We start from the raw sequence: 23,373 nt of genomic DNA, 5'->3' as shown, positions 1-23,373 counted from the left end.
CGCACGCCCGTCTGACGATTGCCCGAGGGCTATCCCCCCTTTGGGTAGGCGCATGACACCGCGCAAAGGAATACTGATAGAGATGCGTAAAACGAAAGCGCCGGGCTGACACTCTCGCTACAATTGCTGCCATGCAATACATCCATGTCGTCAACGGCGATGTTGCCGGCGCCACGCTCAAGCAGGCGCTCGCACAGGCTGGCCGCCCCGATTCCGTAGTCGTACTGCGCGACGATCTCGCCGTCGGGCCGCTGGTCGACGTCGATAGCGTCGCCATGGCGCGCTCCGGCTTCTGGCAGCGCGTGGCGCCCAACAGCAATATCGACTTCGCCTCCGAAATGCGCGACGCCCTTGCGTCGCTCGCCGATCTGCGCGATGCCACCACGGAAGTCGCCATCTGGCACGGCCAAAGCGCGTCGGACCAGCTCATGCTGCGCCGCGTGGCGTTCCACCTGCACCAATCGCCCCAGCGCATCAATGAAGTCGGCATGGATGTGCGCGAACTTGAGGCCCCCAACGGTCAAGGTCCGCTGACGACCATCGGCATGTACTCGGGCGCCCGGTTGGCGCGGCGGTTTTCGACCATTGCGCCGGTGTCGGTGCTGCGCATCGGCCGCCTGGCCTACGAATGGCAGCAGACCGTGCGCGAGAATGCCGACACGCGGCTGTGGAAAGGCAACACGCTGGTACCGGTGTCCTACGGCACGGTGGATGAAGTGATCCTGGAGCACGTTCCGACCGACTGGGCCAGCGCACGCGACGTGGTGGGCAGCATCATGGGCGCCATCGACGGGCTGCTCGCCAGCGACTGGTTCGTCTTCTGGCGCTGCCGCGAACTGGTCGGCAACGGTCAGTTGCTGCTGCGCGGCGAGGCCGATTCGCTCAGCACCTGCGAGCTGCGTCGCAATGTGAGCGTGGCCGTGTAAGCGCCGCCCGAAACCTGGATCTGCCCTGAGGAGCGCCGAAAGCGCTCCTTTTTATTTGTTCGCGCTGCTTACGCCTAAAACGCGTTCGTAACCGGCGCGGGTCAGCCGTCTCGGCGCAGGCCTGCGCGTGCGGGACAATCAATCGGGGCGTCAGGGTCGCCGCCGTCGACTTCGTTGGCGAGATCGGTATCGGGCTGCGTGCCTTCCACGTCGCTATGGACGTCGCCTTCGCCCCACGGCATGCCGGATTCGCGCAGGCGCTTGCGCTGGGTGCGGTCGCGCTGAAACATTTCGGCCAGCTCGTCGCGCCCCTGCTGTGCCAGTGACACAAGCTTCTTCTGATCGCGGTAAACGGGGTAGACCTGCTCCATTGAATTGAGCGTGTGCCGGCGGAACGTCTGGGCGATGCGGTGCGCCTCGTACGGCTCCTTGCCCAGCCCTTCCAGCACGCGGCGACTGAGCATAAGCGAGCCTTCGAACATTTCACGCTCGATCACCTCCACGCCGCGGTCCCGCAGTTGGTACACGTGCGACACGTTGCGCGCCCGCACATACAGCTTCAGGTGGGGAAAGCGCTCGCGCACGCGGTCGACCACCTCCAGGTTGGTCTCCATGTCGTCGATGGCGACGACCATCATGCTGGCCTTGTCGGCGCCGGCGGTTTCCAGCAGATCCATGCGCGTGGCGTCGCCGTAAAAGACCTTGAAGCCGAAGCGGCGCAGCATGTCGATCTGGTCCGGGTCATGATCGAGCACGGTGGCGCTGTAGCCCTGGCTGTAGAGCATGCGGCCGACGATCTGCCCGAAACGGCCGAAGCCCGCGATGATGACCTGGTTGTCCTGGGGCTCGATGGCGTCGGGCGCGCGCTTCTTGCCATCCATCAGGCGCGGTACCAGCACCTTGTCGTGCAGCAGCAGGAGCAATGGCGTCGCGGCCATCGACAGCGCCACCACGAGGTTGAGCGCAGCGGCCGTCTCCGCGCCGAGCACGTTGCCGGCGACGCCGGGGCCGAACACCACGAATGCAAATTCACCGCCCTGCGAGAGCAGGAACGCAAACAACCACGCCTGCCCGCGCGCAATGCCAAAGCGGGTGGCCAGCAGGCGCAGCGCGCCAATCTTGACCGCCAGGAACACCGCAACCAGCCCGATCACGGCGACCGGCTGGCGCATCAGTACGCCAAAGTCGATCGACATGCCGACGGCCAGGAAGAACAGGCCCAGCAGCAGGCCTTTGAACGGCTCGATGTCGGTTTCGAGCGCGTGGCGGTATTCGGAATCGGCCAGCAGCACGCCGGCAATGAAAGCGCCCAGCGCCATCGACAAGCCCACGCTGTGCATCAGCAGTGCAATGCCCACCACCAGGAGCAGCGAAAACGAGGTGAACATCTCGCGCATGTTGGTACGGGCAATGGCGCGCAGCACCGGCCGCAACACCGTGCGCCCGCCAAAAATGACTGCCGCCACCACGCCCACCGCCTTGGCCGCAGCCACCCAGCTATGGCCGCCGGATGCGTCGCTTGCATCGGTCGCCAGCAGCGGCAGCAGCGCGATCATCGGGATGGCCGCGATGTCCTGGAATAGCAGAATGCCGAAGCCGGCCGTGCCGGCAGGCGTGCGCATGAGGTTGCGCTCGGAAAGCGTGGCCAGCGCAATCGCCGTGGACGACAGCGCCAATCCCAGCCCGGCCACCACAGCCGCGCGCCACGGATGGCCCACCGCCATGACCGCCAGCCCCACGGCTAACGCGCACACCACAATCTGCAGGCCGCCGTAACCGAAGATGCTCCGCCGCAGCGACCACAGCCGCGCCGGCTCCAGCTCCAGGCCAATCACAAACATCATCAGCACGACGCCGAATTCTGAGAAATCCAGAATCGACTGCACGTTGGTGATGAGCCGCAAGCCCCACGGCCCCACGATCACCCCGGCCAGCAAATAGCCAAGCACCGAGCCCAGCCCCAGCCGACGCGCCAACGGCACTGCCGCCACGGCCGCAGCTAGGTAGATGACGAAATTGACAAGCAGATCGTGCGATTGCATGGGCAAGGAAGAGATCGGAAACGTCAGACGGCGGAATCGCCGTCAGCCGGGAGCCAGGGTTGCAGCGCGGCGCGCACCTGAGCGATATGGGCGTTGATGGCCTCGGCAGACACATCGTCGGCGTCGTGCAGCACATGCGGTGGCTGCCATTGCATGCCGCAGAGCGCCGCGGTCTGCTGCAGCGGCAGCAGGAACATGTCGAACGTGTGGCCGTGAACGCCATCCGGGTTGTAGGAATGCGCGCGGCCGCCGGTGGTGGCCAGCACCATCAGATGCTTGCCGCGCAAGGCGGTGCCGCCGGGCCCGTAGGCCCAGCCCATCTCCAGAATCACGTCGATCCACTCCTTGAGCAGCGACGGCGTGGCGTACCACTGCACCGGAAACTGGAAAACGATCAGCTCCGCAGCCTCCACCGCTTCTTGCTCGACACGCACGTCGATGTCGAAATCGGGGTAATGCCAGTAAAGGTCACGCAGGGCCACGCCAGGCAAGCTGGCCAGCGCACGCGCGAGCGGCTTGTTGGCACGCGAACGGCGCGGCGCGGGATGCGCGTAGATCACAAGAATGCGCGAGGGCGTCATGGAAAATCAGGAGGCGGGGGCGTCTTGATGGCGCATCTTCGCACGGCTATTGTTGAGCGGCGTTACGAACCGGGCGGGAGATTTGGCAGTGATGCCTCGTGGGCAGCACTTTTAAAAGCGCTTCTTTCCTCGCTTTTGCGCGACGCAGCATTTTCGTTGTTACCACACCACACGGCTGGAAGCCGTGCTCGGATGCGCTAAATCAATGATTTATCGGGAAATCCTGTGGAAAGTCTGACGCCAGACTTACGGGGAAACCCTGATTGCACTACAATGGTATGGTGCATTGCACAACACTCAGTTGCATCCGATTGAGTGCCCCGGAGGTGCCATCCGCGCCTCCGACTCATCACCTCGCTGCCTTGCACTGAAAGGCGCGATCAGAACAGGAACTGTGTCGTGAACCCGCTCGAACTGAGCAAGGCCATCGGCGTCGTCACCCAGGACGACATCGACAAGACGGAAGCAGCGCAAGGCGCGCCGCGTTCCACCGTGCTGGTGCGCGAGCTTGCTGCGCACCACCGGTCGCGCCTGCTCAAACACCTGCTCGCCCTGGGCGAGGAAGACCGCCTGCTGCGATTCGGCCAGGTGGTACGGGATCACGTCATCGAGGCATACGTCGACAGCATCGATTTTGACCACGACAAGGTCTTTGGCGTCTACAACGAGCGCCTGGAGCTGACCGGCGTGGGCCACCTCGCCTACCTGCGCGACAACCCGCAAGGGCGCGTGGCGGAGTTCGGCGTGTCGGTGTCGGAATCAGCGCGCGGCAAGGGCGTGGGCAGTGCGCTGTTCCAGCGTGCCGCCATGCATGGCCAGAACACCAAGGTGCGCACGCTGTACATGCACTGCCTATCGCGCAACGCGGCCATGATGCACATCGCCAAGAAGGCCGGCATGCGCGTGCAGTACGCCTATGGCGAGGCTGACGCGTACCTCGAACTGCCGCCTGCAGACACGATGAGCTTGCTGACGGAGGCCATCGACGAACAAGTGGCCGATCTCGACTACATGCTCAAGCGCAACCTGCGCGACGTGCGCCGTTTCGGCCAACGCTTCTGGCGCTCCCTGGTGCCGCAAAAGCGCACCGTGTGATGGCATCGCAGCGCAAGAAACGCCCGGCTTCCACCGGGCGTTTTGTTTTGCGTGACGCGCTTTGATTGCTCGCAATTTAATGCAAGCCATTTCAATAAAATAAACTCAGTAAAAAGCGTCACCATTATCCAGGCGCATATTTTGTGATGCCAATTCGACGCGGCATTACGCATATTGAGTAATTTGAATTAAATCCCTCAAGCCCCTCGCCATTTGGCTCGATAGAGCAGTCGTTATCGATTATGACGGGGACAATCATGCGCTTCTCGAAAATGAAGGTGGCCACCCAACTCGCGTGGGGGTTCGGCTTGACGATGGGGCTGCTTGTTCTGCTCATGGCATTCAGCCTGCAGCGCATGTCGGATTTTCGACGGCTGCTGGAAGACTCCACGGAGGTCAACGCCGTGGAAGCCAAGCTCGCCGCAAAAATGTATTCGAGCGTTACCGAGCGGGCACTGGCTTATCGGAATATTGTGTTGCTGGAGCAGCATGACGAAATCCAGACCGAACTGACCCGCGTTGAAAAACAGGAAGGCACCTACGCCGAAGCCGACCGCAAGCTCGGCCGCATGTTCGACACGTTGCCGGACACCACCAGCGAAGAAAAAACGCTGCTTGCGCAAATCCGGCAACAGGCGGAATTAGCCGCACCGTTCGCAACGCGCGTCAAGGCACTAATTGCCTCCGGCCACAAGGAAGACGCGTACAAGGTGCTGCGCTTCGAATTCCGCCCCGTGCAGCGCGCTTGGTGGGATCTGCTCAGCAAGCTGCAGGCGTTTGAAGAAAAGCTCAACGACGAAAACACCGCCAAGGCCAAGGCGAGCTATGTCGACAGTCGTAACTGGCTGGTGGCCCTGAGCGTGGTGGCGCTCCTGGTGAGCCTCGCGGCCAGCGCGCTCATCACGCGCGGGTTGCTGCGCAAGCTCGGCGGCGAGCCGGGCACCGTGGCCGATATTGCCAGCCAGATCGCTGGCGGCAACCTGGCCGTGGTGATCGACACGCGCCCGGATAATCCGGCAAGCCTCATGCACGCCATGAAGCGCATGCGCGACAGCCTCGCGACGATTGCCGAACAGGTGCACACCAGCACCGACACGTTGGCCACGGCATCGGAGCAGATCGCCACCGGCAACTTCGATCTGTCCACCCGCACGCAGGAACAGGCCTCCGCGCTGGAGGAATGCGCTGCATCGATGGAAGAACTCAACGCCACCGTCAAACAGAATGCCGAGCATGCGCGGCACGCCAACCAGCTCGCTGCCACAGCCGCCGAGGTCGCCACGCAAGGTGGCACGGTGGTGGCACGCGTGGTGGACACCATGGGCGCAATCAGCGAATCGGCACGCAAGGTGAGCGAAATCATCGGCGTGATCGACAGCATTGCGTTCCAGACCAACATCCTTGCGCTCAATGCGGCGGTGGAAGCGGCGCGCGCCGGCGAGCAGGGGCGCGGCTTTGCCGTCGTTGCCAGTGAGGTGCGCGGGCTGGCGCAGCGCTCTGCGGCGGCGGCCAAGGAGATCAAGGTGCTGATCAACGACTCTGCCCACCATGTGGACGCAGGCAGCGCGCTGGTGGAGCAGGCCGGCACCACCATGCAGGACGTGGTGAGCAGCATCCACCGCGTGACCGCCATCGTGACCGAAATCATGGGCGCGACCGACGAACAGGCCGGCGGCATCGACCAGATTCACCGCGCCATCACGCAGATGGACGAAGTCACCCAGCAGAACGCCGCGCTGGTTGAAGAAGCAGCGGCGGCGGCGGAATCGATGCGCGAGCAATCGAACCGACTGGTGGGTGTGGTGAGCGTGTTCAAGCTGGCGAACCACGCGATTGCATCAGCTCCCGCGCCGCGTATCGGCTACCACCAGCCAGCCCTGTTGCCGGCCTGAGCCGGAGGACGCCGCGATGAAATCTGCCCTCTCCTCCTGCGCAGGCCCCGCACGGAATGTCTACTGGCATACCGGCGCGGTGGCTGACGAAGCCCGCGCACACCAGTTCGGCCATGCGCCGCTCACGTTGTGGCTCACGGGCCTGAGCGGGGCGGGCAAATCCACCCTCGCCTACGCGCTGGAAAAGCGCTTGTACGAAACGTGCCAGCGCTGCGCCGTGCTCGACGGCGACAACCTGCGCCACCACCTGAACCACGATCTCGGCTTTACCGAAGCCGACCGCACGGAAAACCTACGCCGCGCCGCCGAGGTGGCGCGCCTCATGAACGACGTCGGCCTGATCGTCGTGACGGCGTTCATCTCGCCGCTGCGCTCCGATCGCGAGATGGCGCGCGAGATCATCGGCGCAGACCGGTTTGTGGAAGTGCACGTCTGCACCGCGCTCGATGTGTGCGAGGCACGCGACCCGAAAGGGCTGTACGCCCGGGCGCGCGGCGGACAGATCCCGCAGTTCACCGGCGTGTCGTCGCCGTATGAGGCGCCGGTGGCGCCCTCGCTGCAGCTCGATACCGGCGCAATGGCACTGCCGGTGGCCACCGCCGCGCTGCACGCGCACATGTCCGCCTGGCTGGACACCCGTCAACCGGAGACCGTTCGATGACCGCCCTTCCCCGTCCCGTCCTGATGATTCCGCTGCGTCGCTGCGGCAGCCACGCGCTGCGCCTGCGCCTGAACTTCAATCCGGCGTTCTACGCGCCGTATCCGCTGCACATCGTCGACTTCATGCCGCTGGTGCCGCTGTACGGCAATCTGCAGGACGATCGCGCGTACTTCCGCCTCGTGACCGACGTGATCGGCCTGCAGGCTGCGAGCATGGTGAAATGGCCCGGCATGGTGTTCGATCCGGTGGAGGTATTCGAAACCCTGCGCGACCAACCGCGCAGCGTGCATCGCGTGGTGTGGGAACTGCTGCTGCGGGCGGGCGCACAGCATGGCGCCCGGGTGGTCATGGACAAGTCGCTCGACAGCGTGCACTACGCCGCAGAGCTGATGACGCTATTCCCCGACATGCGTTTCCTCAACGTGGTGCGCGACCCGCGCGCGCAGGTCGCGTCGATGAACCGCGCGATCATCCACGACTTCGACACGCTGCTGAACACGCAGACCTGGGTGGCCGCGCACCGCGCCGCCAATGCACTCATCGCCCGGTATCCGGAACGCACGTGCACCATCCGCTATGAAGATTTCCTGGTCGATCAGGAAAGCACGTTGCGCCGCGTATGCAGTTTCCTGGAGATCGATTTCCTGCCGCAGATGCTGGATGTTTCACGCTCGGCCGAAGCGCGGCAGATTTCTCGGTTGTCCGCGTTGTGGACGTCCAATTGTTTCGCGCCCATCACGGCCAATATCGACAAATTCCACCAGCAGTTGTCGATGGACGAAATCACGATCATCGAAACCCTGGCACGCGACGACATGGCGCGCTATGGCTATGCCCCGCTGACCGCCGCCAACGCGCATATCGAAACGCGCGAACTGGAGGCTGCGCGCATGCGCTCCGAAGCCGACCGCCAGACGGCGTGGCGCGCTCTGGAAGCCGACAACTACCGCGATTTCGTCTTGCGCCGCCACCGTGCCGATTTTCTGAGCGGCGTGCGCGAGCGGCTCATGCTCCAAGCGATGACGGCGGCGGCCGTCAAACCCACGGTACCGCATCGGCTGGAGGTGCTGGCCGACCCGGCTGCGTTTGAAGTCGCGGACTAGCCCGTCTAGGGCAATTGCGTGCTTGTCAGCCGCGCAGGTGCCTTCCCTACGATTGGGGTGAGGCACCTCTCGCTCTCCAGTGGCGGCCATCTGCGTCGCCCGCGAGCCGATGCCGAGGCAAGAAGGAGACGACGATGAAGACAACATCCGCGCAATTGATGCTGCTGACAGCGGCCATGCTGCTCTGCCTGGGCGCCACGCCCGCTGCGGCACAGGAAGCGGCCATGGGCGACATGACGATGATCAACCCATCCGCCCTGAAGTGGGTCGACGCGCCGCCGAGCCTGCCCAGGGGCGCCAAGCTGGCCGTGCTCTACGGCGACCCCGGCAAAGATGGCCCCTACGTCATCCGCCTGAAAGCACCGGGCGGCTACAAGGTGCCGCCACACTGGCACACCCAAACCGAGAACCTCACGGTGATCTCGGGCACGCTCTACCTGGGCAGCGGCGACGCCATGGACACGAGCGCCGCACACCCACTCAAGACCGGCGGGTTCCACAACCTGCCCGGCGGCATGCACCACTACGCCTTCACCAAGACGACGACGGTGGTGCAGATTCATGGCACGGGGCCGCTGGACGTCAAATACGTCAACCCGCAGGACGATCCGTCGGCCAAGCAGTGAAGCCTGACGCGCCTCCGCTCACGATCGCCAGCCGCCGGCAAGGTACATAAACAGCCGTTAACACGCGGCGGCCGGGCGCTGGCTACCATGCCCCTCCACAGGTCACGCAACCACGGAGGGGCACATGGTCACCAAGGCCCAGGTCAAACCGAAAACCGATTTCGAGCGCTGGCAGGATTACATCAACACCTCCACCCAGCACCCCGACCGCTGGAACGGCTACGACTGCGATATCCAGTCTGCGGTGGCGGAATACAACCGCTACCTGATGGGCAATGCGGGTTATCTGCCGCTGGACTGGCAGATCGTCAAGGCGATGGTGTGGGTTGAAACAGGGGCAGATTCAGAAGCGTGGCAGACCAAGCCGATGCAGATCGGCAACTTGGGGGACCCGGGGTTGAATACCCTGCTGCGCGGCGAGGAAGGCAGCGACCTGATCGTCCCTCCGGCCATCCGCACCCGGTTGAACGCGGGCCTGGCCCGAACGGTGCCAGCTTGGAACATTCGCGCTGGCATCGGCTACCTGCTCACGCGCATGGCGAAGTTCGACGTCCGGAGCGTGCGCGACACCGACGACAAGGTCTATGAGGTCGCCGTCAAGGCGGGCGACAGCCTCGACAAGATCGCCCGCGCGCAAGGTTCAACCCTGACGGAGATGCGCGCGCTCAACCCGAATGCCGCAACACTCAAGCCCGGACAAGTGGTCAAATACCGCAAAGCCGCCATGCGCAAGGTGATCACCGGCTGGCGGCCGTTGACGACGCAAAACATTGCCGTGCTATACAACCACGGCGACGCCGCGTACATCCGGAAACTCGATTACGTGCTCACGCTCATCCCGAAGATCGGAACCGCCGCATGCAAGTAGGCCGCCTCCTCATCGCCGTGTCGCTGCTGGCAGCGCAATCGGCCATGGCTGCAGATACCCTGACCGGAACCTTCCGCGGTGATGGCCGTGCGTGCTACGGAGCATTGTTCGTCCGGCCGAAGACCATCGAGTGGAACGCCAGCTTCTTCAAGTGCGGGCCCACACGCTACAAAGTGATCGAGCAGGATCTGTCGGGCGAGCATCCGCACGCGGCGTTCAAGATTGAAGACCACCGCAAGCGCTGCGGCCTGGCCGTCATCGAGGTCTCGCGCTACAGCGAGTTCTCGTGGAGCGTAAAGGGCTACCCAACGATGGAGGCGTACCAGAAGCGCGACGAACCCGGCTGGAAGGACTCCGCCGATCCTGCACGCCAGGTCGCCCTGTGCGGCATGCGCAAGGAATAGCGCAACCAACGCGCCGCCGCCATGCAGCCGCTCCAACGCTTCGCCCTGGAGAAACACAGCGGCCCGTATGAGCGGTGGCCCATGCGCACGCGCGTGATTATCGACGGCGTGCCGCACCCCACGCTCACCATCCCCGGCTACGAACTGCTACGGCAGTACCAGACCGATCTCGGCTTCGTCCTCATCACCAGCTACGACTGCCCGTTTGAAGAGGCGGTCTCCGTCACACTCGTTGCTCCGGACCTCTCACGGGCCATCAGCACAGGCACCATCGGTGCGGCGTACTACACGTTCTGGCTGGATGACGTCGAATGGCTCGACGCGAACCACTTTCGCCTCACTTGCGAAGACGCCGTGGGCGATTGGCTGGTCACGCTGCGCGCCCGGCATATCCCGGTGTTATCTCCAGCCGTCTTCATCAAGCGCCGCGTGGCACCGCCGGTCGAACCTGCGGTGTAGAGTGAAACGCCGCCCTTTCACCGACACCCGCACCGCCATGACCGACGACGAACGCGCCATCCGCAACGTAGTGGACACTTGGCTCGCTGCCAGCAGAAGCGGCGATCTGGCCACCGTGCTCAGCCTGATGACCGACGACGTGCTGTTTCTCACGCCCGGCCAAGCGCCCTTCGGCAAGGAAGCCTTCGCCAAGATGTCTGAAGGCATGAAGGACGTGCACGTCGACGGGACGAGCGATATTCAAGAGGTGCAGGTGTTTGGCGACATCGCCTATCTGCGAAATGCGCTGCACATCGTCATCACGATGCCGGATGGGAAGGTGGCGCGGCGCTCAGGGCAGACGTTGACGATTCTGCGCAAAGGGGCGGATGGGAAGTGGCGGTTGGTGCGGGATGCGAATTTGGTGATGGCTGACAATGTCTGATACGGGCGCACATCTCAGACCACCACCGGCAACGCCGTCGTATCTTTAATCCGCTCAAGCGCAAAGCTGCTCTTCACATCAATCACCGCCGGGTGCGCAAGCAACTGGTCGCGGATGAAGCGAGCGAAGTGCTCCATGTCTTCCACGAACACCTTGAGCAGGTAGTCCATCTCGCCGGTCATGGCGTAGCACGTGACCACCTCCGGCCACGTCGCCACGGCGGCGCGAAAGATGTCAGACGGGCCTTTCCCTTTGGGCGCACCGCCCTGCTTTTCCAGCCGCACGTTGATGTACGCCGACAGCCCCAGCCCGATCTTGGTCGGGTCGAGCAGCGCGGCGTATTGGCGGATGACGCCGGACTCTTCCAGGCGCCGGATGCGTCGCAAACATGGGCTGGGCGACAGATTCACCCGCTCGGCGACTTCCAGATTGGTGAGGCGGCCGTTGTTCTGCAGGACTTCCAGGATCTTGCGGTCGATCTTGTCGAGTTCCACTTTATTCATTTTTGTTGCTCCGCACCAATTAATTCGGCAATTTTCTTGCGCAAATTTAGCAAGGTGGGCACAACTTCGCAATTTTTGCGTGGACCGACACTTCTACACTGCGAGGATCGTCAAAGACCTGAGCGCTCCAAAGCGCGCCCCCACAGGAGACTCACCATGCAATTCACGCCTTGGGAAAACCCGATGGGCACCGCCGGTTTCGAATTCATTGAATACGCCGCGCCGGACCCCGTTGCCATGGGCAAGCTGTTCGAGAACATGGGCTTTACCGCCATCGCGAAGCACCGTCACAAGAACGTGACGCTGTATCGCCAGGGTGAGATCAACTTCATCATCAACGCCGAGCCGGATTCGTTCGCGCAGCGCTTTGCGCGTCTGCATGGCCCGTCGATCTGCGCGATCGCGTTTCGCGTGCAAGACGCCGCGTTCGCCTACAAGCGCGCACTGGAGCTGGGCGCCTGGGGCTTCGACACGCACAGCGGTCCGATGGAGTTGAACATTCCGGCCATCAAGGGCATCGGCGATTCGCTGATCTACCTGGTGGACCGCTGGACCGGCAAGAACGATGCGAAGGCCGGCGACATCGGCAACATCAGCATCTACGACGTCGATTTCGTGCCCATCGCGGGCGCCAACCCGAACCCCACCGGGCACGGCCTGACCTACATCGACCACCTGACGCACAACGTCTACCGTGGCCGGATGAAGGAATGGGCCGAGTTTTACGAACGCTTCTTCAACTTCCGTGAAGTGCGCTACTTCGACATCGAAGGCCAGGTCACGGGCGTGAAGAGCAAGGCGATGACGAGCCCGTGCGGCAACATCCGCATCCCCATCAACGAGGAAGGGACGGAGAAGGCCGGTCAGATCCAGGAGTATCTGGACATGTACCACGGCGAGGGCATCCAGCACATTGCGCTGGGCTCGACCAACCTGTCCAACACGGTGGATGCACTGCGCAGCAACGGCATCACGCTGCTCGACACGATCGACACGTATTACGAACTGGTCGACAAGCGCATCCCGGGTCATGGCGAGGACGTGGCAGAACTGAAGAAGCGCAAGATCCTGATCGACGGCGCCCCGGGCGATCTGCTGCTGCAGATCTTCTCCGAGAACCAGCTTGGCCCGATCTTCTTCGAGTTCATCCAGCGCAAGGGCAACCAAGGTTTTGGCGAGGGCAACTTCAAAGCGCTGTTCGAGTCGATCGAACTCGACCAGATGCGCCGCGGCGTGCTCAAGGCCGACGATCAGCCGGCCTGAAGACCCTCAAACTTCAGGCGTGCTGTACCCGCACCCCGATGGTTCGCCGTCGGGGTGTTTTTTTTGTGGGCATAGGCTGCAGCCGCGCATGCGGCACTGACATGGCCCGGTAGCCAAATCGACCCGCACCCGCCTTGCGCCTCATTGAGGATGCGGATTGGCGTGGGCAATAAAAACGGCGCCCGAAGGCGCCGCTTGCGTGCGGAGATTTAGACGAAGCGTCACTCGCCCTTGGTGGCCGACGGGCCGCCCGGCATGGCCGCCGCTGCAGGCGTGTTCTTCTGCGCCTTGCGAGCATCGTGACGGGCCTTCATGTAGGCGCGGATTTCGTCTTCGGTGATCTTGCCGTCGTGGTTGGCGTCGATCTGGTCGAAGCTCTTGGCAAGGCGCGGCATGCCAGCCTGCACTTCGTCCTTGCTCAGGGAGCCGTCGTTGTCCTTGTCGGCGGCCTTGAACTTGGCGTCGAAGCGTTGCGCCATCTTTTCGTGCATCTCGCCCTTGTGGGCCTTGTGCCAGGCGGCAAGCTCGTCCTTGCTGAGTTGGCCGTCGTGGTTGGTATCGATCTGGTCGAAGTTCTTCTCAAGCCAGGTGTGGCCCTTGGCCTCATCGCGCGAGATCTGGCCGTCGCCGTTGGTGTCGAGCGCCTTCAGGCCGCCGCCGTGGCGGCCCGGCTTGCCGGCAGGGGCATTGGCTTGCGGCGCAGCCTGCGCCGCGGCCGGTGCTTGTGCACTGGCGGCTGGGGCGCTGGCATCCTGGGCGCGGGCGTTCATGCCCGACATGGCCAGGAACAGGGCCGAGGTGGCGAGGAAGGCTTGGACAGCACGTTTGTTGGTCATGGTCAGCTCCTTTTCACATGGACTGTGTAGCGGATTAGAACCCGACAATGCCGACGCGTTGCCGGCTTTTACACGCTGTTACCCCGATGACATGCGCTGTAATATGCGCCCGCCACCGCCTGGCCGGCCGCTAGACGCCTATTGGTCGGCGCCCGGCTGAGGGGTATCGCCTTTGCGCGCAGCGGCCGCCGCGCGGTGGCGCGGGCCGACGATACCGCCGCCTTGGCTGGCAGGCTCGTCACCCGTGTTGATCTGCGCGGGCGCAATGGGCAGCATGGCGCCCGGCATAGCGGTGTTGGCCGGATTGTTGGCAACCGGCGGCGCGGGTGGTGTGACGGGCGTCGATAGCGGGGCTGCGGCGCCGGCGGGCGGCAGCGGCATTGCCGGCGCATTGCGATTGGCCGGCGACACGCCCGCCACGGCGCTGGCCGGCAGCGGAATCTCCTGGCGCGCGCCATTGCGCTCGATCACCACCGAACGCGCCTTGATTTCAACCAGCTTGAGGTTGGACGACAGCGACTTGCCGGCCCGCACCGCCTGCGGTGCGCCACCGTCCACCGACACGATGGCCGCGCCGGAGCCATCCGCCAGATCGGCCACCACGCCCATTACCTGCACATCGCGCGGGCCATTCTGCGGGCCGCCGCCAAAGAGCGTGACGGCCGCGCCAGTCTCCAGCGCATCGGTCTGGGCCACACGCGCCTCACGCGGGGCGCCCAGCGAGCGCAGCGACGACAGCGTCAGCACCCAATGCGTCAGGAGCGCACACAGGGCAGCAAACAGTACAAGACTGAGCAGGCGGGACGACTGTCGAGCGTTCATGAAATGGGGCGAGGCACCGTAGGAATACGCCGATTCTATCCGCCCTTCATGCCGGTTCGGTGAACAGCTTGGAGGTGCGGCTCTAGAGCCATCGCAGCATGACCCTGCCGTGCAATATATGGTCATATGTCACGGATATACTGTGTCTCTTCCCCTTATTGCCAACTCTGTCGCCATGATGCAAGGCCAACTTCGCTCTTCCTTCCGCCAGCGCGCCCTCGCCCGACAAGCAGCGCGTGGCTTCACCCTGATCGAAATCATGGTGGTGGTGGTGATCCTGGGCATCCTCGCCGCGCTGGTGGTGCCGAAGATCATGAGCCGTCCTGACGAGGCGCGCATCATCGCCGCCAAACAGGACATCGCTTCCATTTCGCAGGCGCTCAAGCTCTATCGCCTGGACAACGGCCGCTATCCGACCACCGAGCAGGGCATTGGGGCGCTGGTCGCCAAGCCGACCACCGAGCCGATTCCCAACAACTGGAAAGGCGGCGGCTATCTGGAACGCCTGCCCAAAGACCCGTGGGGCCACCCGTATCAATATCTGAACCCGGGTGTGCGCGGTGAAGTGGACATCTTCAGCTTCGGTGCCGACGGCCAGGCCGGCGGCACGGGCAACGACGCCGACATCGGCAACTGGGACAACTAAGCCAGCGCAGCGCCCTCAGCCGCCCGCTCACCATGCTCGATCACCCACGCCGCCGGCATCCTCGCGGCTTTACGCTGCTGGAGTTGCTGGTGGTGGTGGTCATCATCGGCATCGTGCTGGCCGTGGTGGCCGTCAACGCCACGCCCAACCCGCGCTCGCAACTGGCCGATGACGCGCAGAAGCTGGCCCGCCTGATCGAACTGGCACAGGAAGAGGCGCAGCTCACCTCGCGCCCCGTGGCGTGGGAAGGCGATGCGCAGGGCTGGCGCTTCTATGAATCCACCCCCAACGGCTGGCGACAGCTCAACCGCGATGTGCTCGCGCCGGGCCATTGGCGCCAAGGCATGGACAACGTACAGATCGTCGCCGGTGCCGGTGCCGCTGCGGTGCCGGGGGCGCCGCAGCGCCTCGTGTTCGGCCGTGAGGCGATTGGCCTGCCGTGGCGCGTGGCACTGACCTCGCAGGGCTCGCGCGTGGATGTCGTGTCCGACGGCGGCCCGCGCGTGCTGACGGAGACGGAACCGCAATGACGCGCAGCCACCGTCCCACGCGCACGCGCGGCTTCACCCTGCTCGAAGTGCTGGTGGCGCTGACCATCGTGGCCGTGGCGCTTACCGCCACCATGCGCGCCATGGGCAGCATGACCACCGCCAGCGATTCGCTGCAGACGCGCATGATCGCTACCTGGAGCGCCGAGAACCACCTCGCCAACCTGCGCCTGGCACGCGTCTTCCCAGACCCTGGCGCGCGCGGCTTTGCGTGCCCGCAAGGCGATACGCAACTGTGGTGCGAAGAGACCATCGCCACCACGCCCAACCCGGTGTTCCGCCGCGTGGAGGTGTCCGTCTATCCGGACGCGTCCAAATCCGTGCGACTGGCCTGGCTCGTGACTCTATTGCCGAACGATGCACGCAATGTCTTCTAACCGTTCGGCGCGCGGCTTCACCCTGCTCGAGCTGCTGGTGGCGATCACGCTGCTGGCCATCCTGGCCGTGATCGCCTGGCGCGGGCTGGACAGCATGACCCGCACGCACGAGGCGCTGGCCCAACGCGACGAGCGCATCGAAGCACTAAAAACCGCCTACGCCCAGTTCGACGCCGATTGCACCCAACTGGCCGATCCGAACACGCTGTCGCGCTCACCGGTGGAAGTAGACGCCAACCGCGTGCTGATGGTGCGCGACCGCCGCGACGACAGCCAGCCACCCGCCTGGCAAGTGGTGCTCTACCGCATCGTCGACGGCCGGCTCGAACGCCTCCAGACCCAACCGATCACCAACCGCGGCGACCTGCGCAATGCGATGGACAACCTGCGCCAGGGCGGTGTGGGTGCTGCGCGCTACCTGCTCGCCACCAACGTCGACAGCATCAGCGCGCGCGCGTGGATCGAACCCGGCGGCTGGATGGACAACACGGGCGCGCTGTCTGCGGCATTGTTCCCGGCAGGCAGCAACACCACCACCCTCACCGGCTTGCCGTCGGCTTCCACGCCGAGCGCGTCGGCGCCGTCGGCCAACACCCCGGGCGTGGTGGTGCCGGCCGCCTCGGTGCGCGCAGTGGAACTGGCATTGCTCGTGCGCATGACGCCGCAGGGCGCGCCGCAGCGCTTCACGCGCATCTGCATGACGGGGCTTTGACATGGCGCGATGCTCCCGTCGACTCGTTCAACGTAACTTGCGTGCCCCGCGCCAGCGCGGCGCGGCCATCATCACGGCGCTGCTGGTGGTTACGCTGGCCGTGGTGATTGTGTCGGGCATGCTGTGGCGGCAGCAGGTGGAGATCCGCGCAGTGGAAAACCAGCGCTTGAAAGCGCAGGCCACGTGGATCGCGCGGGCTGGCATCGACTGGGCGCGCCTCATCCTGCGCGATGACCAGCGCCGCACTGGCGCGGTGGACCACCTGGGCGAAATCTGGGCCGTGCCGATCCAGGAAACGAAGCTGTCGGACTTCCTCGGCAGCTCGCTGCGCACGGATACGGCCGGCGAAGAGTCATACCTGTCGGGCCGCATCTTCGATGCCCAGGCGCGCTTCAACCTGATGAACCTGCTGACGGCGCAGACGCTGGGCGCCCGCACCCTCATTACGGGCCGCGACAAGGACGCCATCAAGGCGTACGGCCTGCTCCTGCAATCGCTCAACATCGACCCGGGCCTGGCCAATATCACGGCGACGTACCTGGCGCAGATGCTGGGTGGCTTCCAGTCGATCGAAGGGATGCAGGGCGGCCAGCAAGGCGGCGAAGACAGCGGCGGCGGCGGAAGCAACAGCAACGGCCCGCGGCCGCTCGATGACGTGGCCAGCCTGTTGACGATTCCCGGCTACACAGCCGACATGATCGCCAAGCTGCGCCCCTACGTGATCGTGTTGCCCACCCGCACGCAGATCAATGCCAACACGGCCAGCGCCGAAGTGCTGGCCGCCGTCATCCCGAACCTGAGTCTGGACCGCGCCCGCTCGCTGGTGCAGGCGCGCGACCGCGCTTACTTCCGCAACATCGGCGATGTCACGAACCAGTTGCGCGGCATCGCGCCCGGCGTCGACACCACTGCCGCGGCCAATCTGCTGGACGTGCAGACCCACTATTTTCTGGTCTACGGCATGGCCCGCCATGAGCGCGCCCGGATCGGAGAAGTGGCGCTTGTTTCACGTGGCGATCCGATCAACAATAACGCGACCCGCATCGTCTGGGTCCGCCGCATCGACGAGATTCCGTCATGACGGCGGCGCAACACCCCTCTACGTGCGTACGCGCCGCTTGTAGACAGACCCTAGCCTTCGCCGTATTGTCATCCGCATCGTTCAGCATCGCGGGTTTTGCGCAATCCGGCGCTTCCGTTGGCAGTTCGCATTCACACTCTCAAGATCAATAGAGGAGCGGTTTGACGACCTCCCTGTACGTGCGCCTGCCGCACCGGCCCATTCAATCGCCCGAACGCTGGTCGGCGGGCGCGCTTGCCTCCGTGCCCTTCGCGCTGGTGCGTGAAGAGGGCGCGCTTGGGGCCCAACGTGTTCAGCGCGAAGGTACGTCGCGCACCGACGAACTGCCCGCGGCTGATCGCCTGATCCTTCTGCTGCCCGCCGCCGATGTGCTGCTGGTGCCGGCCAACGTGCCGCCGCTGGCGCTGCCCAAGCTGCGTCTGGCATTGCCCAACTTGGTGGAAGACCGCCTCGTGCAGGACGCGCAGCAATGTCATATCGCCCTTGGCCCCCGCCTGGGCGACGCCCCTGCGCGTGGCTGGCGCGCGCCCCGCGAGCCGCAATCACGCGCGTTGATGATTGCCGACCGCGCCTGGGTCCGCTTCATTCTCGATACCTTTGCCGGCCACAAGCACCGCACCTGCCATCTGCTGCCTGCGCAGCTTTGCGTGCCGTTTGAAACGCCTGCCGCAGCGGCAGCGCTGATTGCAGAATCGTCAAACGCCGTCGAACGCGCAGAGCCATCGCTCGACGCTTCCGCGGCCGCTAGCCCTGCAGTCGAAGCGCCTGCTACTGAAACCGTGGCCGCGGTCACACCGGCAACCATCGCGCTTGACGCTGCGCCATCGTCCGACCCGGACGCGCCCGTGGCCGTCGACATCACCGTACGCACCGGCCGCGCCGAGGGCTACGGCCTGCGGCTGCTACCAGCCAACGTCGGCAACTGGCTGGGGATTGCCCCTACGCCGGCCACGCTGATGGTGTCGCCCGCATTGCGCGAGCTGGCGCCCGGCTTGTCAGCCGACCCGGCCACCGCCACGCTGGACTGGTCTACCTGGGCTGCCGGCGCCCGCGACGCCCTCGCCTCCGGCGAAGCCGATCTCTGCCAGTTCGACTTTGCGCGCGGCGGCGTGGCCGGCATGGACTGGAGCCTCTGGCGCCTGCCCATCGCGCTGGCCGTGCTGATCGTGGTCGTGCAGCTCATTGGCATGAACGCGCGCTGGCTCACGCTGCGCGCGGAGCAGAAGCGGCTCGATACCGCCATGCGCGCGCAGCTGCAGACGGCATTCCCGAATACGCCCGTGATTCTCGACCCGCCCGCGCAGATGCGCCGCCAGGTCGAGCAACTGCGCTTGGCCGCCGGCAAATCGGCGCCGGAAGACTTCCTGCCGCTGGCCGATCGCTTTGCCCAGGCTGCGACCGGGCTCGCGCCCGATGCGCTGCTCGCACTCGATTACCACGGCCGCGCGCTCACGGTCACGCTCAAGGACGGCACCGACACCGCCAGCCTGCGCACCGCCGCCCGCAATGTCGGCCTGAACATGGACACCGCCGAGGCCCCGCGCGGCGCAGAAGCCACCGTACCCGGCTCGCGCTGGACGGTCTCCATCGCCCAATAACGATTCCTCCATGGCGACTTCCTCCTCTCCTTCCCGATCGTCATCCCGCCGCCTGCCGCGCATTGGCGTGCCGGACTCGGTGCGCGATGCGGCCACGACCTTCTGGATGCAGCGCGAACCGCGCGAGCGCCGCATCCTGGCCGGTGGCGGCGTGGTGCTGCTGCTTGTGATCGTCTACCTCGCGCTGTGGGAGCCGGCCTTCGAAGGCCAGCGCCGCATCGAGAAAGCCCTGCCGCAGATGCGTACGCAGCTCGCCGAAATGGAAACGCTGGGCCAGGAAGCGCGCGGCCTGTCGGCCATTGCCGCCGCGCCCGTGCCGCGCGGTGCGGAACTGCAGCAGGCGCTCAACACGAGCCTCACCAACCACGGCCTGAAGGCCACGCGGATGGCGATGTCGGGCGAGAGCGTGCAGGTGCAACTGGACAAGGTGCCCTTTGGCGCCGTCGCCGAATGGCTGCAGGAGGTGCGGCAGGCGCAGCGCATGAAGGTGATCGACACGAACATCAAATACGTGGGCGCAACGGCCCTGGTCAACGTGACGGCGACGCTGCAAGGCCCTGCCGCCACGGGCCACTGACGGGTCCGATCGTGCCGATGGGGATTGAATCGCTACCGCCGCTGCGCCTGCGCCGCCGTGCCGAGTCCGACAAGCGCACGAGCCTCGGCTGGCGCGTGCTGTGGTGTGGCGTGGCGCTGCTGGCCGTGGGCTTGACCGTGGTGGCGCAGTATCCGGCCGCGTGGGCGGCCGAGCGCGTGGCCGCGGCCACGGGGCATCGTGTGTTGCTGGCTGACAGCCAAGGCAGTATCTGGCACGGCAGCGCAACGCTGGCGCTGACCGCCGGCAACGGGGGGGCTGATGCGACCGTGCTGCCGGGCCGCCTGTCGTGGTCGATCGACATGCTGCCGCTGCTCACCGGCACGCTGCGCGCGCACCTGACGCACGATCGCGCGCTGGAGAAGCCGGTCACGCTGACGGTCAGGCCGGGGCACTGGGACGCAGAGGCTGGCACGGTCGCGTTGCCTGCGTCGTTGCTGGAAGGCATTGGCGCGCCGTTCAACACGCTCAAGCTGGATGGCCGGCTGCGGGCGCAGTGGACGCCGCTCTCAGGCCAATTCGGTCGTGGAAAAGGCCAGCCAGACACCGCCCAGGGCGCGCTGACTGTCACGCTTGAGCAGGTATCATCCAGCCTCAGCCGGGTGCGGCCGCTGGGCAGTTATCAGGCCGTGGTGTCGTTTGGCGGCGTGAGCGGTGCGCCGATGCAGTTGTCGCTGTCGACGCTGGCCGGGCCGCTCACTCTGCAGGGCCAGGGCACCCTGGGGCCCAGCGCGCATTTTGACGGGGTGGCCAGTGCCACGCCGGAGTCGGAACCGCAATTGATTGGCCTGTTGAGTCTGCTGGGCCCGCGCGACGGGTCGCATCATCGACTCCGCTTTTGATCCTCAAGCCGGCGCGCGAGCCAGCGTGCCGACAACCATGAACGAGACCATGTACAACGCCTCTTCCCGACTCACCGTTCGCGCCATCGTCCTGGCATGCTGCGCAACAATGGTGGCCGGCTCGATGCCAGTCTTCGCCGCCCCGCCGAGCGCGGCATCCGCCCAGAACGGCGCCGCCGGCAACCCCGGGGATGAGGTCTCGCTGAATTTCGTCAACGCGGATCTGGACTCGGTGGTCAAGGCCGTGGGCCAGGCCACCGGCAAGAACTTTATCGTCGACCCGCGCGTGAAGGGCACCGTCAACCTCGTCACCGAAAAGCCGGTGACGCGCTCGCAAGCGCTCGAATCGCTGGGCTCGATCCTGCGCATGCAGGGCTACGCGATTGTCGAAGGCAACGGTTTCACCAAGGTCGTGCCGGAAGCCGATGCCAAGCTGCAGGGCTCGCCCACCAGCGTGGGCGCGGCAGGCGCGCGCGGCGGCGAGCAGGTCGTCACGCAGGTCTTCCGCCTGCAGCATGAATCGGCCAACAACCTGGTGCCGGTGCTGCGCCCGATGATCGCGCCCAACAACACGATCACCGCATACCCGGCCAACAACACGCTGGTCATTACCGATTACGCCGACAACCTGCGCCGCATCGGCCGCATCATCGCGTCGATCGACACGCCCGTGGCTGGTGAGACCGAACTGATTCCGCTGAAGAACGCCGTGGCCATCGACGTGGCAGCTACGCTGCAGAAGCTGCTGGACCCGTCGGCTGGCGGCGCAGCTGGTGCCGGTGCCGGCGCGGCGCTGTCGGACCCAAGCCTGCGCACGTCAGTCGTGGCAGAGCCGCGTTCGAATAGCGTGATGGTGCGTGCGTCGAGCGCGGCCCGTCTTGCCCAGGCCAAACAGCTGATCGCCAAGCTTGACGTGCCGAATGCGCGCCCGGGCAACATCTGGGTGGTGCCGCTCAAGAACGCCAACGCGGTGCAGCTGGCCACCACGCTGCGCGCGATCGTGGCGGCCGACGCCACGCTGTCGGCCTCGGCATCGACCGGGCCGGGCGGCCAGAGCGCCGCCCAAGGCGCAACCTCGCAGCCGGCCGGCGGCGTGAACACCTCGCAGAACCAGAACACACAGAACACCAACTACGGCAGCGGCTCGGGTTCGGGCAGCGGCTCGGGCAGCGGCAGCTCTTCGTTCCGCGCCTCGTTTGGGCAGAACAACACGCCGACCACCGGCGGCATCATCCAGGCCGATCCGGCCACCAACGCGCTCATCATCACCGCCAGCGAGCCGGTCTATCGCAACCTGCGCGCCGTGATCGACGACCTCGACGCGCGACGCGCCCAGGTCTATATCGAATCGATGATCGTGGAAGTGACGGCCACCAAGGCTTCGCAGTTGGGCATCCAATGGATGGCCGGCGCAGGCGGGCCGACCACCTTTTTTGGCGGTGGCACCAACTTCGGCTCCGGCGCCAATAACCTGATCAACCTCGCGGGCACGATTGCCACCATTACCAGCGGCGGCATCGGCAGTACGGCCGCGCAGACTGCCATTGGCACGCTCTCCAACAGCGTTGGCCAACTCAACGGCGGCAACTTCGGGGTGTTCAACAGGGGCAGCGGTTTGGGCGCCATCCTCAGCGCGCTGGGTTCGGATGGTTCGGTCAACGTGCTGTCCACGCCCAACCTGATTACGCTCGACAACGAAGAGGCCAAGATCCTGATTGGCCAGAACGTGCCGATCACGACCGGTTCATATGCGCAGACCGGCGGCGCAGCTTCGGTCACGCCGTTCCAGACGTTCGACCGCAAGGACGTCGGCATCACGCTGCGCGTCAAGCCGCAGATCACCGACGGCGGGCTGGTGAAGATGCAGATCTTCCAAGAATCGTCGGCGGTGGTGCCGGGCACGCAGAATGCCACGCAGGGCCCGACCACCAATGTGCGCTCGATCGAGACCAATGTGCTGGCCAACGACGGCCAGGTGGTCGTGCTGGGCGGCCTGCTGGAAGACAACTACCAGGACGGCGAGCAGAAAGTGCCGGGCCTGGGCGACATCCCGCTGCTTGGCGCGCTGTTCCGCTCGGAGAGCAAGACGCGTGTGAAAACCAACCTGCTGGTGTTCCTGCGCCCGATCATCTTGCGCACGGCCGATGCCACGGGCGCGTTGTCGGACAACCGCTACAACTACATGCGCGATACGCAGCAGGGCTTTGTCTCGCCGAACATGCTGCCGACCACCTCGGACAAGGACACACCGGTGCTGCCCACGCCCAGCGCCATGCGCCCGGCTGACAATTACGGCGATGTGTCGATCGTGCCGAAGGGCCCGGCCGGCACGCAGGTGCCCCCGGGCGCCCCGATGCCGATGCCGCAAGGCACCACGCGCAGCCAGCCGCGCCTGCAGAACTTCGCGGCGCCCACCTCCGGCGGCTACGATGGCAATGCGCCGCGCAACGGTGGCTGACAACGGACAAC

25 protein-coding genes are annotated in these 23,373 nt (G+C 65.2%); 20 read left to right on the top strand and 5 right to left on the bottom strand.

Annotated elements, in window-relative coordinates:
* Positions 1-131: 131 nt before the first annotated feature.
* Positions 132-926: a DUF1835 domain-containing protein gene (locus ACEN9T_RS09455; RefSeq protein WP_252692423.1), complete on the top strand. Its 795-nt coding sequence runs from the start codon at positions 132-134 to the stop codon at positions 924-926.
* Between the two features lie 101 nt (positions 927-1,027).
* Here the strand turns inward: ACEN9T_RS09455 and kefC are convergent, their stop codons facing one another.
* Both kefC and ACEN9T_RS09445 read right to left on the bottom strand, forming a co-directional pair.
* Positions 1,028-2,968 carry a glutathione-regulated potassium-efflux system protein KefC gene (kefC, locus tag ACEN9T_RS09450; RefSeq protein ID WP_413707612.1) on the bottom strand — a complete coding sequence of 647 codons (1,941 nt, stop codon included), beginning with the start codon at positions 2,966-2,968 and terminating at the stop codon, positions 1,028-1,030.
* 23 nt (positions 2,969-2,991) lie between these two features.
* Positions 2,992-3,549, bottom strand: coding sequence for an NAD(P)H-dependent oxidoreductase (locus ACEN9T_RS09445; RefSeq protein WP_413707611.1), 558 nt, complete (start codon positions 3,547-3,549; stop codon positions 2,992-2,994).
* A gap of 399 nt (positions 3,550-3,948) precedes the next feature.
* Between ACEN9T_RS09445 and ACEN9T_RS09440 the strand changes: the two genes are divergently transcribed.
* From ACEN9T_RS09440 to ACEN9T_RS09400, 9 genes are all read left to right on the top strand, one after another.
* On the top strand, positions 3,949-4,644 hold the full coding sequence (locus ACEN9T_RS09440; protein ID WP_027680412.1) for a GNAT family N-acetyltransferase: 696 nt from the start codon (positions 3,949-3,951) through the stop codon (positions 4,642-4,644).
* 257 nt (positions 4,645-4,901) lie between these two features.
* Positions 4,902-6,536, top strand: a complete 1,635-nt coding sequence (locus ACEN9T_RS09435; RefSeq protein WP_413707610.1) for a methyl-accepting chemotaxis protein — start codon at positions 4,902-4,904, stop codon at positions 6,534-6,536.
* Between the two features lie 16 nt (positions 6,537-6,552).
* On the top strand, positions 6,553-7,197 hold the full coding sequence (gene cysC, locus ACEN9T_RS09430; protein WP_092976392.1) for an adenylyl-sulfate kinase: 645 nt from the start codon (positions 6,553-6,555) through the stop codon (positions 7,195-7,197).
* A complete protein-coding gene (locus ACEN9T_RS09425) occupies positions 7,194-8,300 on the top strand; it encodes a sulfotransferase family protein (RefSeq protein ID WP_092976390.1) in 1,107 nt (368 codons plus the stop codon). Before cysC ends, ACEN9T_RS09425 begins: the two co-directional genes overlap by 4 nt.
* Before the next feature lie 134 nt (positions 8,301-8,434).
* Positions 8,435-8,926 carry a cupin domain-containing protein gene (locus ACEN9T_RS09420; RefSeq protein ID WP_413707609.1) on the top strand — a complete coding sequence of 164 codons (492 nt, stop codon included), beginning with the start codon at positions 8,435-8,437 and terminating at the stop codon, positions 8,924-8,926.
* 124 nt (positions 8,927-9,050) lie between these two features.
* The gene (locus ACEN9T_RS09415; RefSeq protein WP_092976385.1) at positions 9,051-9,794 is read left to right on the top strand and encodes a LysM peptidoglycan-binding domain-containing protein; all 744 of its coding nucleotides are present in this window, start codon (positions 9,051-9,053) and stop codon (positions 9,792-9,794) included.
* Positions 9,785-10,198, top strand: coding sequence for a hypothetical protein (locus ACEN9T_RS09410; protein ID WP_092976382.1), 414 nt, complete (start codon positions 9,785-9,787; stop codon positions 10,196-10,198). Before ACEN9T_RS09415 ends, ACEN9T_RS09410 begins: the two co-directional genes overlap by 10 nt.
* 21 nt (positions 10,199-10,219) lie before the next feature.
* Positions 10,220-10,657, top strand: coding sequence for a hypothetical protein (locus ACEN9T_RS09405; protein ID WP_252692415.1), 438 nt, complete (start codon positions 10,220-10,222; stop codon positions 10,655-10,657).
* 37 nt (positions 10,658-10,694) lie between these two features.
* Complete coding sequence (locus ACEN9T_RS09400) at positions 10,695-11,081, top strand: SgcJ/EcaC family oxidoreductase (protein WP_413707608.1); 387 nt, start codon at positions 10,695-10,697, stop codon at positions 11,079-11,081.
* Between the two features lie 14 nt (positions 11,082-11,095).
* Here the strand turns inward: ACEN9T_RS09400 and ACEN9T_RS09395 are convergent, their stop codons facing one another.
* Entirely contained in the window at positions 11,096-11,584 is a 489-nt protein-coding gene (locus ACEN9T_RS09395) for an Lrp/AsnC family transcriptional regulator (protein ID WP_027680403.1), read from the bottom strand.
* A 156-nt stretch (positions 11,585-11,740) separates the two neighbouring features.
* Here ACEN9T_RS09395 and hppD point away from each other — a divergent pair, with 156 nt between their 5' ends.
* Positions 11,741-12,847 carry a 4-hydroxyphenylpyruvate dioxygenase gene (gene hppD / locus ACEN9T_RS09390; RefSeq protein ID WP_092976376.1) on the top strand — a complete coding sequence of 369 codons (1,107 nt, stop codon included), beginning with the start codon at positions 11,741-11,743 and terminating at the stop codon, positions 12,845-12,847.
* A gap of 221 nt (positions 12,848-13,068) precedes the next feature.
* Here hppD and ACEN9T_RS09385 read toward each other — a convergent pair whose 3' ends face one another.
* The gene (locus ACEN9T_RS09385) at positions 13,069-13,683 is read right to left on the bottom strand and encodes an EF-hand domain-containing protein (protein WP_092976373.1); all 615 of its coding nucleotides are present in this window, start codon (positions 13,681-13,683) and stop codon (positions 13,069-13,071) included.
* A 138-nt stretch (positions 13,684-13,821) separates the two neighbouring features.
* Positions 13,822-14,505 carry a type II secretion system protein N gene (locus ACEN9T_RS09380; RefSeq protein WP_092976370.1) on the bottom strand — a complete coding sequence of 228 codons (684 nt, stop codon included), beginning with the start codon at positions 14,503-14,505 and terminating at the stop codon, positions 13,822-13,824.
* A gap of 175 nt (positions 14,506-14,680) precedes the next feature.
* Between ACEN9T_RS09380 and gspG the strand changes: the two genes are divergently transcribed.
* The 9 genes from gspG (at position 14,681) to gspD (ending at position 23,362) form a co-directional block, all read left to right on the top strand.
* Positions 14,681-15,151, top strand: a complete 471-nt coding sequence (gene gspG, locus ACEN9T_RS09375) for a type II secretion system major pseudopilin GspG (protein ID WP_092976368.1) — start codon at positions 14,681-14,683, stop codon at positions 15,149-15,151.
* A 32-nt stretch (positions 15,152-15,183) separates the two neighbouring features.
* Entirely contained in the window at positions 15,184-15,681 is a 498-nt protein-coding gene (locus ACEN9T_RS09370) for a GspH/FimT family pseudopilin (RefSeq protein WP_092976365.1), read from the top strand.
* The gene (gene gspI / locus ACEN9T_RS09365) at positions 15,678-16,076 is read left to right on the top strand and encodes a type II secretion system minor pseudopilin GspI (protein WP_045206679.1); all 399 of its coding nucleotides are present in this window, start codon (positions 15,678-15,680) and stop codon (positions 16,074-16,076) included. The genes ACEN9T_RS09370 and gspI overlap by 4 nt, the downstream gene beginning before the upstream one ends.
* Positions 16,057-16,788, top strand: coding sequence for a type II secretion system protein J (locus ACEN9T_RS09360; RefSeq protein ID WP_413707607.1), 732 nt, complete (start codon positions 16,057-16,059; stop codon positions 16,786-16,788). The genes gspI and ACEN9T_RS09360 overlap by 20 nt, the downstream gene beginning before the upstream one ends.
* Position 16,789: 1 nt before the next feature.
* On the top strand, positions 16,790-17,869 hold the full coding sequence (gspK, locus tag ACEN9T_RS09355) for a type II secretion system minor pseudopilin GspK (RefSeq protein ID WP_413707606.1): 1,080 nt from the start codon (positions 16,790-16,792) through the stop codon (positions 17,867-17,869).
* Between the two features lie 161 nt (positions 17,870-18,030).
* Complete coding sequence (gspL, locus tag ACEN9T_RS09350; protein WP_413707605.1) at positions 18,031-19,467, top strand: type II secretion system protein GspL; 1,437 nt, start codon at positions 18,031-18,033, stop codon at positions 19,465-19,467.
* A gap of 10 nt (positions 19,468-19,477) precedes the next feature.
* Positions 19,478-20,044 carry a type II secretion system protein GspM gene (gene gspM, locus ACEN9T_RS09345; RefSeq protein ID WP_413707604.1) on the top strand — a complete coding sequence of 189 codons (567 nt, stop codon included), beginning with the start codon at positions 19,478-19,480 and terminating at the stop codon, positions 20,042-20,044.
* Positions 20,045-20,061: 17 nt separating this feature from the next.
* Positions 20,062-20,904, top strand: a complete 843-nt coding sequence (locus ACEN9T_RS09340) for a type II secretion system protein N (protein WP_092976350.1) — start codon at positions 20,062-20,064, stop codon at positions 20,902-20,904.
* 37 nt (positions 20,905-20,941) lie between these two features.
* Positions 20,942-23,362, top strand: coding sequence for a type II secretion system secretin GspD (gspD, locus tag ACEN9T_RS09335; protein WP_092976347.1), 2,421 nt, complete (start codon positions 20,942-20,944; stop codon positions 23,360-23,362).
* The last annotated feature ends 11 nt before the right edge of the window (positions 23,363-23,373 follow it).

Source organism: Ralstonia sp. Ralssp110, assembly GCF_047325135.1.
GTDB lineage: Bacteria > Pseudomonadota > Gammaproteobacteria > Burkholderiales > Burkholderiaceae > Ralstonia > Ralstonia mojiangensis.
Note: the sequence above shows the minus strand (reverse complement) of the source record. Positions and strands in the feature narration are given on the sequence as shown.

Bases quoted from the DNA above. Each gene is read 5' to 3' on its own strand.
- ACEN9T_RS09455 (WP_252692423.1), top strand. From the start codon at position 132: ATGCAATACATCCATGTCGTCAACGGCGATGTTGCCGGCGCCACGCTC.
- kefC (WP_413707612.1), bottom strand. From the start codon at position 2,968: ATGCAATCGCACGATCTGCTTGTCAATTTCGTCATCTACCTAGCTGCG.
- ACEN9T_RS09445 (WP_413707611.1), bottom strand. From the start codon at position 3,549: ATGACGCCCTCGCGCATTCTTGTGATCTACGCGCATCCCGCGCCGCGC.
- ACEN9T_RS09435 (WP_413707610.1), top strand. From the start codon at position 4,902: ATGCGCTTCTCGAAAATGAAGGTGGCCACCCAACTCGCGTGGGGGTTC.
- cysC (WP_092976392.1), top strand. From the start codon at position 6,553: ATGAAATCTGCCCTCTCCTCCTGCGCAGGCCCCGCACGGAATGTCTAC.
- ACEN9T_RS09425 (WP_092976390.1), top strand. From the start codon at position 7,194: ATGACCGCCCTTCCCCGTCCCGTCCTGATGATTCCGCTGCGTCGCTGC.
- ACEN9T_RS09420 (WP_413707609.1), top strand. From the start codon at position 8,435: ATGAAGACAACATCCGCGCAATTGATGCTGCTGACAGCGGCCATGCTG.
- ACEN9T_RS09415 (WP_092976385.1), top strand. From the start codon at position 9,051: ATGGTCACCAAGGCCCAGGTCAAACCGAAAACCGATTTCGAGCGCTGG.
- ACEN9T_RS09410 (WP_092976382.1), top strand. From the start codon at position 9,785: ATGCAAGTAGGCCGCCTCCTCATCGCCGTGTCGCTGCTGGCAGCGCAA.
- ACEN9T_RS09405 (WP_252692415.1), top strand. From the start codon at position 10,220: ATGCAGCCGCTCCAACGCTTCGCCCTGGAGAAACACAGCGGCCCGTAT.
- ACEN9T_RS09400 (WP_413707608.1), top strand. From the start codon at position 10,695: ATGACCGACGACGAACGCGCCATCCGCAACGTAGTGGACACTTGGCTC.
- ACEN9T_RS09395 (WP_027680403.1), bottom strand. From the start codon at position 11,584: ATGAATAAAGTGGAACTCGACAAGATCGACCGCAAGATCCTGGAAGTC.
- hppD (WP_092976376.1), top strand. From the start codon at position 11,741: ATGCAATTCACGCCTTGGGAAAACCCGATGGGCACCGCCGGTTTCGAA.
- ACEN9T_RS09385 (WP_092976373.1), bottom strand. From the start codon at position 13,683: ATGACCAACAAACGTGCTGTCCAAGCCTTCCTCGCCACCTCGGCCCTG.
- ACEN9T_RS09380 (WP_092976370.1), bottom strand. From the start codon at position 14,505: ATGAACGCTCGACAGTCGTCCCGCCTGCTCAGTCTTGTACTGTTTGCT.
- gspG (WP_092976368.1), top strand. From the start codon at position 14,681: ATGATGCAAGGCCAACTTCGCTCTTCCTTCCGCCAGCGCGCCCTCGCC.
- ACEN9T_RS09370 (WP_092976365.1), top strand. From the start codon at position 15,184: ATGCTCGATCACCCACGCCGCCGGCATCCTCGCGGCTTTACGCTGCTG.
- gspI (WP_045206679.1), top strand. From the start codon at position 15,678: ATGACGCGCAGCCACCGTCCCACGCGCACGCGCGGCTTCACCCTGCTC.
- ACEN9T_RS09360 (WP_413707607.1), top strand. From the start codon at position 16,057: ATGCACGCAATGTCTTCTAACCGTTCGGCGCGCGGCTTCACCCTGCTC.
- gspK (WP_413707606.1), top strand. From the start codon at position 16,790: ATGGCGCGATGCTCCCGTCGACTCGTTCAACGTAACTTGCGTGCCCCG.
- gspM (WP_413707604.1), top strand. From the start codon at position 19,478: ATGGCGACTTCCTCCTCTCCTTCCCGATCGTCATCCCGCCGCCTGCCG.
- ACEN9T_RS09340 (WP_092976350.1), top strand. From the start codon at position 20,062: ATGGGGATTGAATCGCTACCGCCGCTGCGCCTGCGCCGCCGTGCCGAG.
- gspD (WP_092976347.1), top strand. From the start codon at position 20,942: ATGAACGAGACCATGTACAACGCCTCTTCCCGACTCACCGTTCGCGCC.